We start from the raw sequence: 14388 nt of genomic DNA, 5'->3' as shown, positions 1-14388 counted from the left end.
CATGAATAAACATGCGGCAAAAATGGGTTGGCTGCTCGCCAGCCCATACCTTATCTATTCCGCTATTTTCTTTTTGATCCCCCTGTTTTGGGCGTTATTTCTCGCTTTTACGAACTGGAACTTAATTTCTCCCGAGTATGAGACGGTGGGAATGCAAAACTTCCTTGACGCCTTCTTCAGCCCGAGCGTGCGGGCCGCGTTTTGGGTGACATACAAGTTTATGTTGATGTTTGTACCGATCGTCATCGCCGGCTCGCTGTTTTTGGCGCTGATCATTCACCATCTGCCTCGGTGGAAAGGGCTGTTTGCCGTCGGATATTTTCTGCCGTATTTGGCGTCGGGGGTGGCGTCATCGATTGTCGTCAAAGGAGTCATTTCCTACAACAGCCCATTGAATCAATTTTTGCGGAACGCGTTGGGCTGGGATGTTGACTGGCTCGGCTCGCCCATCTTAGCACCGCTCGTCATTGCGCTTATGATGGCTTGGAAGTTTGTCGGATATTATGCGCTGTTGTTTTTGGCCGGCTTGGAAAGCATCCCGAAAGAAGTGTATGAAGCGGCGGAAATCGATGGCGCGGTTGGCTGGAAGCGGGTTTGGCACGTGACGATTCCGATGTTGTATCCTTCGTTTTATACGGTGACGATTTTGGCGGTTGGTTTGATGTTTGGCATTTTCACCGAACCGTATGTGCTGACAGGTGGTGGGCCGGAGTATGCGACCCATACGTGGCAGCTGGAGATTTACAATCAGGCGTTTGAAAAATTGAATGCGGGTTACGGAACCGCGGTCGCGATCATCAATTCGATCGTCACCTTTGCGTCGATTTTCGTCTTTCGCAAGGTGTTGGAAAAATGGGGTGGCAAACATGGTTGGGAGTAAACGATGGAAGGTTGGGCTGCTTTATGTGTTGGCGTTTGCCGTTCTGTTCGTGATGGTGTTTCCGTATTTGTACATGGTGCTCGGCTCGCTTTCCCCATGGAATGAGGTCGACCGAAAGCTCATCCCGTCGTCGTTGACGCTTCGCTCGTATGAATGGCTGTTTCAAGGGGGAGAAGATGTCGTGCCGCGGCCGTGGCTTCGGGCGTTTTTCAACAGTGTGCTCGTCACATCGGCGTCAACGCTGTTGATGTTGGTGACGGCGGTGATGGTGGGCTACGCGTTGTCGAAAGTGCCGTTTAAAGGGAGGCAGTGGGTCAATAACGCCATTTTGTTTCAAATGTTTTATCCGTCGATCATTTTGCTCATTCCGTTGTTTCTGATCGTCCGGTATTTCGGTTGGTACAACACGTATTGGGCGATGATTTTGCCAAAGGCTGTCAACTTGTGGGCCATCTTTATGTATACGAACTTTTTCCGCAGCATTCCCGATGAATTGATCGAAGCGGCCAAGATGGATGGAGCGGGCCATTTCACCATTATTCGCCGCATTGTCTGGCCAATGTCGCGCTCGATCACGACGATCATTTTCTTGTTCCTTTTTATGGAACGATGGGTGGAACTGCTTTGGGATATGCTTGTTGTGAATAACGAAAAGATGCTGACGTTAAACGTATTGTTGGCGCAAATGTTTGGACCGTACGGCGGCTATCCGGGGCCGATGTACGCTGCCTCGGTGCTTCTCACGCTGCCGATTTTGATTTTGTTCCTTTTGTTTAGCAAGAATTTTAAAGAGGGCATGCAGTTCATATTAAAATAATAGAACGATCATGATGGAAGAGGGAGCAGGGAGAGACGTGATGCAGACAAGGACGCCGACAAGGAAAGCATGCAAGACATTGCTTGAGGAATTCCAGCGCGCACCGCAGCCGCTGCGGGTGGAGAAACTCGTGTTTGCCGGCGTTGGCGGGCGGGATGTGTACAACATTTCTGCGCCGTTTGCAGACGGTGGCGAACGGGTCATTGCTGGACGGGTGGAAGCAAGAGACAGTGAGCAATCCGAAGTATACTTTTTCGTCGAGCGTGAAGGGACATGGGTGCCGCGGGAAGGGGCGCCGGTGTTTGCGCTGCAGGATCCGTTTGTTTCGCGGGTGCACGGGCATTTGGTGTTTGGCGGTGTGGAGGCGTTTCCTCATCCTGTGTTGCGCGGGATGTTGTATTGGCGGACGGTGTTTTACCGAGGAACGACGCTCCATGATTTGACGCCGTTCTTTACGGGGCCTGATGGGATGAAAGACATCCGTCTTGTCGAGCTGCAGGATGGATCGGTCGGGGTTTTCACCCGTCCGCAAGGGAAAAAAGGCGGACGCGGAAAAATCGGATTCACCCGTGTCGGCTCGCTTGAGGAACTGACGGTCGAAGCGATTCAAGACGCCCCGTTGATTGATGGCCAGTTTGCGGACGGGGAATGGGGAGGCGCCAATGAAATTCATTTGCTTGCCAATGGGTTGGTCGGCGTTCTCGGGCATATTGCCTGCTTTGATGAGGAGAGGAACCGTCATTATTATCCCATGGTGTTTGCGTTCAATCCGGATACCGGGGAAGCGTCGGACATGGAGTTGATTGCCACCAGAGCCCATTTCCTCGACGGCCCGGCGAAGCGGCCGGATTTGGCGGATGTGGTGTTTAGCGGTGGACTGATTCGCAAAGAGGATGGCACGGCCGATTTTTATGCTGGAACAAGTGACGCAGAAGCGCAAAAACTAACGATTGTTGATCCATTTTCGAAATACGAAAGGCAGGGGTGACGATGCACCTTTACCGCTACGAAGAAAACCCGCTGATTACACCGAACGATGTGCCGCCGTACCATGACGGATTTGAAGTGATCGGGGCGTTTAACGCTGGGGTGGCGAAATTTCAAGGGGAAGTGTTGCTGCTGCTGCGGGTGGCTGAGCGGCCGGTTTCGGATGACCCGAACGTGGTGAAGGCGCCGGTGTGGAATCCACGGACGGGGAAGGTCGATGTTTACGAGTTCCGCAAGGATGACCCGCGCTATGATTTTTCCGACCCGAGGGTCATTAAAGAGGCAGGGTCGGAGCGGTTTTTGTATTTGACGTCGCTTTCCTATTTGCGCCTCGCCCGCAGTCAAGATGGGCGACGGTTTGCGATTGAGGATCGGCCGTTTATTTATCCTTCGAATGAATTAGAGACATTCGGGGTGGAAGACCCGCGCATTACGTGCATTGACGGGACGTATTACATTTATTTTAGCGCCGTGTCGCCGAAAGGGGTTGGCGAAGCGATGGTGTCAACGACGGATTTCCGGACGGTTGTGCATCACGGCATGATCTTCGCGCCGGAAAACAAAGATGTGCTCATTTTTCCGGAGAAGATCAACGGCAAGTATTACGCCCTTCATCGGCCGGTGCCAAGAAGCAACGGCCGCCCTGAGGTGTGGATCGCGGAGTCGGACAATTTGCGCTACTGGGGGAACCACCGCTTTTTGTTCGGTTTGCGGGAAGGAAAATGGGACAGCGCCCGCATCGGCGGCGGGGCGGTGCCGATCAAGACGGAGCACGGCTGGCTTGAGCTGTACCACGGGGCGTCGGAAGACCACCGCTACTGCATGGGCGCGGTGCTCCTCGATTTGAACGATCCATCGAACGTTCTCGCCCGCTCGGAGCGGCCGCTCGTCGAGCCGGAGGCCGATTACGAAGTGAACGGCTTTTTCGGGCGCGTCGTGTTCTCGTGCGGAGCGCTCGTTGAGGGCGATGTCGTGAAAATGTATTACGGCGCCGCCGATACGTCGATGGCGTGCGTCGAGCTGAAGCTCGGTGAGATTTTGGATTCGCTTGTGAAAGTATAATCGTAAAGTTGCCCGCCGGTGGCGATGCCAGAATGGAAACGCCCGAACGGCCGGGCGTTTCTTTTTGGGTTGGCGCAACAGTTTCGTTTCTTTTCCATTCCACAGGATTTGGTATAATAAAAACAACGCAATTGTTCACTATACAAATGGTACATCGATGTGAACATCGAAGGATATAGTTCTAGAAGGTCGGTGAAAAGGCGCTGATTCCCTTCATCAAGGCGAGAATGAGTGAAAAACAGGATTGATGCAACAAAGTTTTTCTCATGGAGAAATGATATTGTACAGCCGTATACACGATGAAATCATCAGCCTCTTAGAGAGGTGGTGAAAAACGGCTGTTTCCCCTGATCGATGGGAAGTTGTGAAAATACCGATGCTACAGGGTTTTTCTATTTGAGAAACGGGGCTGGTAAGCTGCACTCTCTTACCATCACCGCGCTTCTAGATGGCTGGTGAAAAACGGTTGTTTCTTTTGAGCAATGGGGGAGCGTTTGAAAGACGATCCTGATGCGACAAGTCTTTTCTATATTTGAAAAACGGGTTTGATCAGCGGATTGCTCCCTTCAATCACCGGCCGCCTAGATAGGGTGCCAATGATTGATCATCGTGGAATAGAGGAGGAACAGCAGAAATGAAAAAGGTGCGCAAAGCCATCATTCCGGCAGCAGGACTTGGAACGCGGTTTTTGCCCGCGACAAAGGCGATGCCAAAGGAGATGCTTCCGATCGTCGATAAACCGACGATTCAATATATTGTGGAAGAGGCGATGGCATCCGGCATTGAGGACATTATCATCGTCACCGGGAAAGGGAAGCGGGCGATTGAGGACCATTTTGACTACGCGTTTGAGTTGGAACAGATTCTCAAGCAAAAAGGGAAGCTAGATCTGCTGGAGAAAGTGAAAGAGCCGTCGAAGGTCGACATCCACTACATTCGCCAAAAGGAGCCGAAAGGGCTGGGGCATGCGGTTTGGTGCGCGCGCAATTTCATCGGGGACGAGCCGTTTGCGGTGCTGTTAGGTGACGATATCGTCCAAGCGGAAACGCCTTGTTTAAAACAGCTCATTGAGCAGTATGAACAGACGTTCAGTTCGGTGATCGGCGTCAAGCGCGTGCCGGAGGAAGAAACGCATCGCTACGGGATCATCGACCCGCTTGAGCAGCAAGGACGCCGCTACCAGGTTCGTCGCTTCGTGGAAAAACCCGCTCCGGGCACGGCGCCGTCGAATTTGGCGATCGTCGGACGATACGTGTTGACACCGGAAATTTTCTTGTTTTTAGAGAAACAGGAAGTTGGCGCAGGTGGGGAGATTCAGCTCACGGATGCGATCGGGCAGCTCAACGAAATTCAACGTGTCTTTGCCTACGAGTTTGTGGGAAAACGGTACGATGTCGGAGAGAAGCTCGGCTTTATTGAAACGACGATCGAGTTTGCCTTGCAAAATGAAGAGTTGCGCGCCGATTTGCTTGCGTTTTTGGAGCGGATTGTAGCGGAGGCGAAGGGATCAGTCAGCTAATTCAATATCGGTGCTAGTGCATGGAATTGCGGCTATTACGGGCAGGAAATAGGGGCCAGTGACGATATGGTGCCTACAGTAAAAAAACCGTTATTCGTTGTCCGTTGGCCGCTCTCCTCTAGGAGGCTGGTGAAAAACGGTTGTTTCTCTTGAGCAATGGGGATGTTTGAAAGGCGCTCCTGATGCGACAAGGCTTATCCATTTGAGAAACGGGTTTGATCAGCGGCTTGCCCCCTTCAATCACCGGCCTTCTAGATGGCGGGCGAAAAACCGCTGGCACACACCAATCAGCGCACTTTCATTCAGAAAAGAAAACTGATTCTGCAACGCTTCTCTAATTGAGAAATGAGTGAAATCAGTAGTATTTTGCACGAAATCACCGGCTTCCTAGGAGGGCGATGAAAAACGGCTGCCACGAGCAAATCAGCGACATATCGCCAAAAAAGAAGGCTGATTTCGTTAGGCTTTTCTAACTGATAAATAGATGGAATAGCAGTATTTTCCACGAAATCACCACCCTTCTAGGCTGGATTGCAACATCCGCTTGTACGGTGAACCGTGTGCTCTGACGCATGGCGGCCTTACAAGTCGGAGCAGCACGGAAAAACCGATTGCCCGGCGTGTGTTCGCTTCGTGAAATTTTTGTCGAAATGTTCGTGTTGTTCCGCGAAAATGGGACGTTTACAATGAAATCAGAACAAATGTTCTTTATTGGATTCGTTGCCATATAAAAGGAGAGGGCAGGTGGACTCGGTAGGATTCGAGCGTTTGAGATTGAACATTTCAAAAACATTTGGCGCATTCAATTGGACGAGCTAAAGAGTATCAATTTGTTTAGTGGGAAAAACAATGTTCGGAAAACGACGATTTCAAGTTCCGGGTGTATTTTTTCTCAAGATCATTAACACGCGGGGCGATCATATAGACCGAAAATGGCCGCAAGAGGAGGGTAGGTATGGCTCGCATTCGCATTGAGCATTTTGGGCCAGTGGGGCTGTTTGATGAGGAGATTACCGATGTAACGATTTTGATTGGTCCTCAAGCGAGCGGAAAAAGTACGATTAGCAAACTGATTTTTTTCTTCCGCTCTATTCCGGATGAATGGGTAAATTATTTGCTTTCGTCCCGACAAACGGATGAGCACAGCCCGTTTTTTGAGTTCAATAAATATCTTAGGAGAAAATTTGTCGGTTACTTTGGAACGACAAAACATATGAAACCGTTTCACATTCGTTATGAATATAGTGACGGAAAATTTGTGCGTCTTGACTTGAAAGATGGTTATGTGCAAATCCACTTTAGCGATTCCTTGAAAAAGGGGATTTTAGAGACGTTCAAGCACGTTATTCAGCTAAAAAAAGAGACGCAATATCAAGAGCGGCTGTTGACTGATTTTTGGAATGTCTCATCTTGGAAAGCGCGGCAACAAAGTGTTGTGGAAACAATTAAAACGTCTATTGATGAAGTATTTGGCGATTCGAAAACATCGATCTTCATTCCGGCAGGTAGAAGTTTAGTCGCGACGTTGTCCGATCAGCTGCAAGATATTAACCCACGGCAACTCGATGTCTTGACAGAACAGTTTATCGAACGAATTAACTTGCTGAAGAAGATGTTTTCGCAATCGTTTGAGGAAATTGTCGAGGATCGGAAAAAATTTTCGACAGAGAAAATTGACTTTGAGGCGATTCGGTTTGCCATTGATATTATTGAGCGGGTGATGAAAGGAAAGTACATGTTCTCTGACCATGGAGAAAAAATCTTTTTTAATGAAAGAGAGTATACAAAGCTAAAATTTTCATCCTCAGGGCAACAAGAAGTAGTGTGGATTTTGTTGCTTATATTCACGGTTATTTTGGAACGGCGACGAGTGTTTATGGTTATTGAGGAGCCTGAGGCTCACTTGTACCCGAGCGCGCAAAAAGAAATGGTCGCCTTGTTTGCATTATTGCTAAATGCGACGGATAATACGCTAGTGATTACGACTCATAGCCCATATATTTTATCCGCTTTCAATATTTATTTGTACGCGGCCAAGATGGGAGAAAAGCTGGATCGACGCGCCGATCCGATTGTGGACCGAAAGCTGCGCCTTTCTCCGGAGCGGTTAAAGGCCTACATGCTGGAGAGCGAGGGAGGGAGATTCCGCTACCGAAGCATTATCGATGATGAATTACGGTTGATTCAGGCCGAAGCGATCGATGAAGCATCATCTGCGATCAACCGTGTACTTGATGAGCTCATGGAGGCGGAGGAAGCGGGGGAGTAAACATGTGGGTTGTAGAATGGGAAAGTTGTTTGCAATATTGCGACCATCGAAAATTAGCTGTTGTTGAGGAAAACGGAAGAGGGGTTCGTTTCGTCAACAAGAAGGAAAAGAGGGTGGCCCTGTACCGTGTAGACGGTTGTCTGCTTAAAGAGGGGGTAAAATGCGATTTTTTATTTTTAGTGATAGAAGGAGATCGGGCATTTTTCATCGAACTAAAAGGGTCTGACCTTGAGAAAGCCGTACACCAGATCACCCGAACAATTGAACAGTTAGGGAAATGGTTGCCTGGATATATATTCGAAGGGAGAATCGTGACTACCCGTGTGAGGACGCCCGCTTTGAAATCGACTTATTTGATTAAGCTGGAAAAAATGTTGAGGAGAACGGGCGGGACATTAGTGGTAAAGGCCAAGTGGGACGAGGTAAACGTATAGGGCAGGAAAGAGGCAAACGATATGGATGATTACCGGCTAAAACGGATTTATACCCCGGCCGAACGCGATGATGGCATCCGCATTCTCGTTGACCGCCTTTGGCCGCGGGGCGTGGCGAAAAGCGAGGCGCACCTTGACCGATGGATGAAGGCGATCGCCCCAAGCTCGGAATTGCGGCAATGGTTCGGCCATCGGCCCGAGCGGTTTACCGAGTTTGCTAGGCGGTACGAGTGGGAGCTTACGACAGACGGGACGAAGCAGGCGTTGGTGAAGGAGCTGCTTTCGCTTTCGGGAACGGTGACGCTGCTTTATGCGGCGAAAGATGAGCGATATAACCATGCTGTTGTGCTGCGGGAATTTTTGCATCGGTGCGGCCATAACGGAGCATATGGGAAGCGGTGCGAACAGATGGAATGACGATAACGATCAACCTTGGCGGGAGGGATGAACGGTGATACGCGCCATGGTCGGCGATTTGACGAAGGTGGAAGGGATCGAGTACATTTGCAATGCCGCCAACGGCATCGGGCCGATGGGCGGCGGGGTGGCGGCGGCGATTCGCCGAGCGGGCGGACGCGTGATTGAGGAAGAGGCGATCCGCATCTGCCAGGCGCAAGATCCACAGCCGGGCGATCTGTATGTGACCGGAGCGGGAACGTTGCCGTTTCGCGGCGTGATTCATCTTGTGACGATGAAGCAGCCGGCAGGAGAGACGTCGTATGCGATCGTTCGCCAATGCCTCGAGCGGCTGGTCGCGCACTGCCGGGAGCACGGGATCAAGAAGGTGGCGCTTCCGGCGCTCGGGACAGGTGTCGGGGGTCTTGACAAAGAAAAAGTGGCGCGGTTGTTTGTCGAGGTGCTCGCGCCGGTAACGGATGTGGAGTTTGTGGTCGTGGACATCGATGAGTCGTTGATCCGTCACATTCAGCCAGATGAATAAGGAAGAAAAAGGGCCTTGACAACGCTTGGCCCTTCTTTTTTGGCAAACAATAACGGGTTTCACAATTCTCCATATCATATTATAATATAACACACAAACGAGTTTCATGGACTTCCTTGTCTAGCCTAGGAGGTGGCGCTGCCATTCCTGTCCGATGAATGGGAATTGGGGAAAAGGAAGTCAACGAGCGTTTCCTGCGCAAGCCTGTTCAGGGACAACAGCCAAAAACAAGGCGCACGGCGTTTTTGGCAACGCCTGGAGGGATGATGATGCTGTTCCAATCACCGACATTGAAGACATGTCAAGTGTTAGTCGATGAATTCCGCTTGGCCCCACAGCCGTTTGAGCCGCAAAAATTGCGCTTTGCGGGTGTTGGGGATCGAGACGTTTATAATATTTCCGCGCCGTTTGCAGATGACGGCGAGTTGGTCATCGCTGGCCGCGTTGAATCGCGGGACAGCGAACAGTCGGAAGTGTACTTTTTCGTGGAGCGCGATGGGGTTTGGATTCCGCGCGAAGGAGCGCCGGTGTTTGCCTTGCAAGATCCGTTTGTGGCGCGCATTCACGGCCAGCTTGTGTTTGGTGGGGTGGAAACGTTTCCGCATCCGGTGTTCGACGGCGAGTATTGTTGGCGGACGGTCTTTTACCGCGGCCCGAACATCCGGGGGCTGAAACCGTTCGCGCAGGGGCCGGACGGGATGAAAGATATTCGGCTTGTCGAGCTGAAAGACGGCTCGATCGGCGTTTTCACCCGGCCGCAAGGGGAAAAGGGCGGACGCGGAAAGATCGGCTTTACCCGCATTTTTTCGCTCGATGACTTGACGCCGGACGTCATTGAAGCCGCTCCGCTGCTTGACGCCCAATTCACCGATGAGGAATGGGGCGGTGTGAATGAAGCGCATTTGTTGGCCAACGGGCTTGTTGGGGCGCTCGGCCATATCGCCTGCTTTGACGAGCACGGCAACCGCCATTACTATCCGATGGTGTTCGTATTGAATCCGGAGACGATGGAGCGCTCCGAGCTGGAATTGTTGGCGCTTCGCTCTCACTTTTTGGATGGGCCGGCGAAGCGGCCGGATTTGACGAACGTCGTCTTCAGCGGCGGCTTGATCCGCAAAGGCGACGGCACCGCCGAGCTGTACGCCGGTGTCGGCGATGCCGAGGCACAAAAAATTTCCTTGATCGACCCGTTTGTCAAGTACGAGGCGCAAGAACTTGATCGGATGTATGCTTCTGTCTAAACGGAAGATGAAGAAAAAAAGGATCGGCATTAGTGGGCAGACCTTTCATGAGAGCTGTTTCCAGCCGATCCTTTTCTATATTGTCCGGCGGATTTCTTTTTCGATTTGTTGAATCTGTAATTCGTCCAATGATTCGGAATATAGTAGAATGGGAATGACCGAAACGGGTGTGATCTATTCAGCAACCATTACGACAGCTCAACGAGGTGAAATACATCCGATGAACGAACGCCAGAAAGAAATTTTACGGATCTTATTATCGGATTCGAACCAATATGTTTCTACCCAGCACCTAGCTGACGTGATTGGCTGCTCGGAGAAAACCATTCGGAATGACTTGAAGGTGATTGAGTCTGATCTGTTGCAGCATACGAATGCGTATTTAGAAAAAAAACCTGGGACTGGGGTCACCTTGCACATTCATGAGGGGGAGCGGGAAAAATTATACCAACGGTTATATAGTACAACTCGCTTGATCGATAGCCAAGAAGATCGTTTAATGGAAATGGCTTATGAGCTGTTGCTTGGAACGAGTCATGTCACTTTGCAATCGTTGGCCAATCGATACTACATGCCTAAGAGCGTGCTAAAAAAAGAGCTGCATCAACTGGAGCAATGGCTCGAAAAGTACGGGTTGCGGCTCGTTTTAAGGAAAAAATTGGGGCTGATCATCGATGGAAGTGAACGGAATAAACGGGCCGCTGCCGCCAATCTTTGCGAACTTGCCGGTTCCTTCACCAATCGCTCTTTTGTGAAAAAGCAATTTCCTGCCCATGAAGTATCGGTGATTGAAAACGTGCTCAGTGAGATCGAAGTGCCGCACCATATGACATGGATAGATGAAACGAGGGAAAGCCTGTTAGTTCATACGTTGATTGCCTTGAAACGAATCAAAATGAACAAGCCGATTGGCCCTGTATCGAACAAGGACGGGATTCAAAAAACAGATGAGTATGCATGGATGGTGGGGTTTGTAAAACGATTAGAGCCCTATTTTGCTCTTCGTTTTCCAGAAGAGGAAATTACCTTGTTAACGATCCACTTGTTAAGTGCTAAATTGCGATACTCGCCGTCCAAAGAAGTGGGGATATTGTTCGAGAACGAGCAGTCTATCCATTTTATTGTCCAGTCTTTGATTGATTGCATGTCCCGTTTAACAGGAATTGAGTTTGCGCTTGACAACGAACTGAAAGAGGGACTATTTCTCCATTCAGCGGCAGCTTTCCATCGTTTGATTCACGGGTTGCCGATTTCGAATCCGATGGTCAGTGAGATTAAAAAAGCGTACCCTTATATGTTTGATCGAGTGATTGCTGCGGTGACTGAGCTGAACTCCCAGCTTCCGTACAAGATTCCTGAAGAAGAGGCTGCTTATCTTGCTTTACACTTCCAGGTTTCTTATGAACGATTGAAAAAAGTTAATGCACAACATCAACATGTCCTAATCGTTTGCCAACTCGGGATTGGCATGTCGCAGCTGATTCAAACGAAATTGGAGAGCCATTTTCGCGATTTGCATATTGTTGGGAGTGTCAGGAAAGAGGAAGTGGATCGTTATGTGCAGCAGCAGCGTATTGACCTTATTATATCTACGGCACCTTTAACAACCAGTGGTGTGCCGGTTATCGTCATTTCTCCTCTCCTGCCGAAAAGCGACCTTAAGAAGGTTGAACGTTTTTTGAAATACCGCTACGATCAAGACCCTAAGACGGATCAACTAGCGCTTTTTTCTTTTTTACAGTCAGGGGTTATCGTTCTTCAGTTAGAAAAGGAACACCGATATGAGGTGATTGAGGAATTGGCAAGCGCCCTGAATCAATTCGGTTACGTAGAGGAGCAGTATATTCATAGCGCGATCATTCGAGAAAAAACAGCAGCTACTACCATCGGTTCGGGTATGGCCATTCCGCATGGCGACCCGCGGTTTATTCGGCAATCATCCATCGCTGTCGCCACGCTAAAACAACCGCTCGATTGGGGAGGAGAGAGCGTTCAGCTCGTCTTTTTGCTCGCTGTAAAAGAAAAACGTGGGTCGACGAAACAGTTGTTTCGGGAATTATCATGGTTGAGCGAGCATCCGGACATGGTGCAAAAACTAGTGAAAGAGACAACCCGTGAGCAATGGCTCAAGGTGCTTCATTTGTGTTTGAAAGCCATGGACTGAGTGAACAGAAGTCGTTATTTTGACAAAAAACAACGTTTTACCGCATATTTCGGTAAAAATTCGACCTTTTTACAAGCGAATTTCCTTGTATAGTAAAGATGAAAACGGTTACTGAAGCAGAGAAAGGGGAATTCGCATGAAGGTGTTAGCCATCACTTCGTGCCCAAATGGCATTGCTCATACGTATATGGCCGCCGAAAATTTGCAAAAGGCGGCGCAGAAACTCGGGGTCGAAATGAAAGTAGAGACACAAGGCTCCATCGGTGTGGAAAATGAGCTGACGGAGCAAGAGATTCGTGAGGCGGACGGCATTATTATCGCCGCTGATAAGACGGTGGACAAGTCCCGTTTTGTCGGAAAAAGATTGATCGAAGTCGGTGTTCAAGAAGGAATCCGCCATCCGGAAAAATTAATCCAGCAGTTTATAGACGGAACTGTACCGGTATACAAGCCCAATCTGAAATCAGTCGAACAGTATAAGAAAGAAATGAAGTCGAAGCAAAACCCTATTTATCGTCATTTAATGAATGGAGTATCGTACATGATTCCGTTTGTTGTGGTCGGCGGATTGCTGATTGCTTTGTCGTTAGCCATTGGCGGTGATCCGACAGGAGAAGGCTTGCAAGTGAAAAGTGAATTTTGGAATACGGTATTAAGTGTCGGTAGTGTTGGATTTACCTTCATGGTTCCGATTTTAGCGGGATTTATCGCGATGAGTATCGCGGATCGTCCGGGATTGGCGCCTGGAATGATTGGCGGTTATATCGCCGCTAACGGCAGTTTTTATCATAGTGAGGCAGGGGCTGGATTTTTAGGTGGAATTGTTGCTGGATTTATTGCTGGATATGTAGCGAAATGGTTGAAATCGTGGAGTGTACCCAAAATGATTCAACCAATTATGCCCATTTTAGTGATCCCGATTTTGTCAACATTTGTGGTCGCAGCGCTGTTTATCTATGTGATTGGCCAACCGATCTCAAGCATGATGGGCGGGCTTACTCACTTGTTAAATAATATGCAAGGGACCAGCAGCATCGCTTTGGCGCTGATTTTGGGCGCGATGATCGCCTTTGATATGGGTGGTCCGGTGAATAAGGTCGCTTTCCTTTTTGGCGCGACGATGATTGGGGAAGGCAACGTCTATATTATGGGAGCCATTGCAGCTGCCATTTGCATTCCGCCTCTGGGCATGGGAGTGGCGACGCTATTAAACAAGAAAAAATATGAGAAAGAAGAGCAAGAAGCAGGGAAAGCAGCTTTGGCGATGGGACTTGTCGGTATCACTGAAGGTGCAATTCCATTTGCGGCGAAAGATCCGCTGCGGGTGATCCCGTCCATTATGGTTGGTTCGATGGTTGGAGCGGCCATTGCTATGGTAAGTAAGGTTGGTGATCATGTGCCGCATGGAGGTCCTGTCGTGGCTGTGTTAGGAGCGGTGGACAACTGGATCATGTTTTTCATTTCTATTGTTATCGGTGTGATGGTCACTGCCTTGATGGTGAACATGTTGAAAAAAGATGTTCAATAGCGGTAGACAAGTAGTGCAGAAGGAAAGGGGATTGGTTACGATGACATTATCCGATTTAACAAGCCTAGAGTTGATTGACATTGAGCTACAAGGAATCACAAAAGAGCAAGTGATTGATGAACTAATCGGAAAGTTAGATCGCGCAGGAGTAATTGAATCCGCTCGGAAATTCAAAAAAGCGATCATCAAGCGGGAAAAAGAAAGTTCGACAGCGATCGGTTTTTCGATTGCGATTCCGCATGGAAAATCAAAAGCGGTGATCAAGCCGGCTGTTGCTTTCGGATTGCAGAAAAATGGTGTGGATTGGGACGGTTTGGACGGTACACCGGCTAAACTTATCTTTATGATCGCTGTTCCCGAAGAAAGCGCGGGCGATGAGCATCTTAAAATTTTACAAATGCTGGCGCGCAAGCTGATGGATGAAACGTTCCGGGAACAGCTACTGACCGTGCAAACGAAGGAAGAGGCCTACAACCTCTTGCAAACAATCGGTTAAGTAAAAAGGCCTCCCATTGCCCCGTCTGAAGCCATCAGGTATACTGAGAAA

At 49.5% G+C, this 14388-nt stretch carries 11 protein-coding genes and 1 pseudogene; all 12 read left to right on the top strand.

The features are described from left to right. Position 1 precedes the first annotated feature (1 nt). The 12 genes and pseudogenes from NST29_RS17095 (at position 2) to NST29_RS17040 (ending at position 14337) form a co-directional block, all read left to right on the top strand. The gene (locus NST29_RS17095; protein WP_033018220.1) at positions 2-880 is read left to right on the top strand and encodes a sugar ABC transporter permease; all 879 of its coding nucleotides are present in this window, start codon (positions 2-4) and stop codon (positions 878-880) included. Continuing rightward, on the top strand, positions 867-1697 hold the full coding sequence (locus NST29_RS17090; RefSeq protein ID WP_033018219.1) for a carbohydrate ABC transporter permease: 831 nt from the start codon (positions 867-869) through the stop codon (positions 1695-1697). The genes NST29_RS17095 and NST29_RS17090 overlap by 14 nt, the downstream gene beginning before the upstream one ends. Before the next feature lie 40 nt (positions 1698-1737). Beyond that, the gene (locus tag NST29_RS17085) at positions 1738-2685 is read left to right on the top strand and encodes a DUF1861 family protein (protein WP_033842909.1); all 948 of its coding nucleotides are present in this window, start codon (positions 1738-1740) and stop codon (positions 2683-2685) included. Positions 2686-2687: 2 nt separating this feature from the next. After that, entirely contained in the window at positions 2688-3746 is a 1059-nt protein-coding gene (locus NST29_RS17080; RefSeq protein WP_339232501.1) for a glycoside hydrolase family 130 protein, read from the top strand. Positions 3747-4380: 634 nt separating this feature from the next. Beyond that, positions 4381-5265 (top strand): UTP--glucose-1-phosphate uridylyltransferase GalU, encoded by an 885-nt coding sequence (gene galU / locus NST29_RS17075; protein WP_033018214.1) that lies wholly within the window; start codon positions 4381-4383, stop codon positions 5263-5265. A 955-nt stretch (positions 5266-6220) separates the two neighbouring features. Continuing rightward, positions 6221-7534, top strand: a complete 1314-nt coding sequence (locus NST29_RS17070) for an AAA family ATPase (protein WP_033018213.1) — start codon at positions 6221-6223, stop codon at positions 7532-7534. Positions 7535-7536: 2 nt separating this feature from the next. Continuing rightward, positions 7537-7968 carry a hypothetical protein gene (locus NST29_RS17065; protein WP_033018206.1) on the top strand — a complete coding sequence of 144 codons (432 nt, stop codon included), beginning with the start codon at positions 7537-7539 and terminating at the stop codon, positions 7966-7968. A 21-nt stretch (positions 7969-7989) separates the two neighbouring features. After that, on the top strand, positions 7990-8385 hold the full coding sequence (locus NST29_RS17060; RefSeq protein WP_033018204.1) for a DUF488 domain-containing protein: 396 nt from the start codon (positions 7990-7992) through the stop codon (positions 8383-8385). Between the two features lie 34 nt (positions 8386-8419). Next, on the top strand, positions 8420-8908 hold the full coding sequence (locus tag NST29_RS17055; RefSeq protein ID WP_033018203.1) for a macro domain-containing protein: 489 nt from the start codon (positions 8420-8422) through the stop codon (positions 8906-8908). Positions 8909-9177: 269 nt separating this feature from the next. Further along, on the top strand, positions 9178-10149 hold the full coding sequence (locus NST29_RS17050; protein WP_033018263.1) for a DUF1861 family protein: 972 nt from the start codon (positions 9178-9180) through the stop codon (positions 10147-10149). A 220-nt stretch (positions 10150-10369) separates the two neighbouring features. Continuing rightward, on the top strand, positions 10370-12313 hold the full coding sequence (locus tag NST29_RS17045) for a BglG family transcription antiterminator (protein ID WP_033842912.1): 1944 nt from the start codon (positions 10370-10372) through the stop codon (positions 12311-12313). 136 nt (positions 12314-12449) lie between these two features. After that, positions 12450-14337, top strand: a pseudogene (locus NST29_RS17040) (PTS fructose transporter subunit IIABC). The last annotated feature ends 51 nt before the right edge of the window (positions 14338-14388 follow it).

Origin of the sequence: Geobacillus sp. FSL W8-0026 (genome assembly GCF_037966255.1) — a bacterium.
Lineage (GTDB): Bacteria > Bacillota > Bacilli > Bacillales > Anoxybacillaceae > Geobacillus > Geobacillus icigianus.
The sequence above is the reverse complement of the archived record's forward strand: the minus strand, read 5'-3'. Positions and strand labels throughout refer to the sequence as shown.

Excerpts from the sequence above, each read along its gene's own strand:
- NST29_RS17095 (WP_033018220.1), top strand. The coding sequence starts at position 2 with ATGAATAAACATGCGGCAAAAATGGGTTGGCTGCTCGCCAGCCCATAC.
- NST29_RS17090 (WP_033018219.1), top strand. The coding sequence starts at position 867 with ATGGTTGGGAGTAAACGATGGAAGGTTGGGCTGCTTTATGTGTTGGCG.
- NST29_RS17085 (WP_033842909.1), top strand. The coding sequence starts at position 1,738 with ATGCAGACAAGGACGCCGACAAGGAAAGCATGCAAGACATTGCTTGAG.
- NST29_RS17080 (WP_339232501.1), top strand. The coding sequence starts at position 2,688 with ATGCACCTTTACCGCTACGAAGAAAACCCGCTGATTACACCGAACGAT.
- galU (WP_033018214.1), top strand. The coding sequence starts at position 4,381 with ATGAAAAAGGTGCGCAAAGCCATCATTCCGGCAGCAGGACTTGGAACG.
- NST29_RS17070 (WP_033018213.1), top strand. The coding sequence starts at position 6,221 with ATGGCTCGCATTCGCATTGAGCATTTTGGGCCAGTGGGGCTGTTTGAT.
- NST29_RS17065 (WP_033018206.1), top strand. The coding sequence starts at position 7,537 with ATGTGGGTTGTAGAATGGGAAAGTTGTTTGCAATATTGCGACCATCGA.
- NST29_RS17060 (WP_033018204.1), top strand. The coding sequence starts at position 7,990 with ATGGATGATTACCGGCTAAAACGGATTTATACCCCGGCCGAACGCGAT.
- NST29_RS17050 (WP_033018263.1), top strand. The coding sequence starts at position 9,178 with ATGCTGTTCCAATCACCGACATTGAAGACATGTCAAGTGTTAGTCGAT.
- NST29_RS17045 (WP_033842912.1), top strand. The coding sequence starts at position 10,370 with ATGAACGAACGCCAGAAAGAAATTTTACGGATCTTATTATCGGATTCG.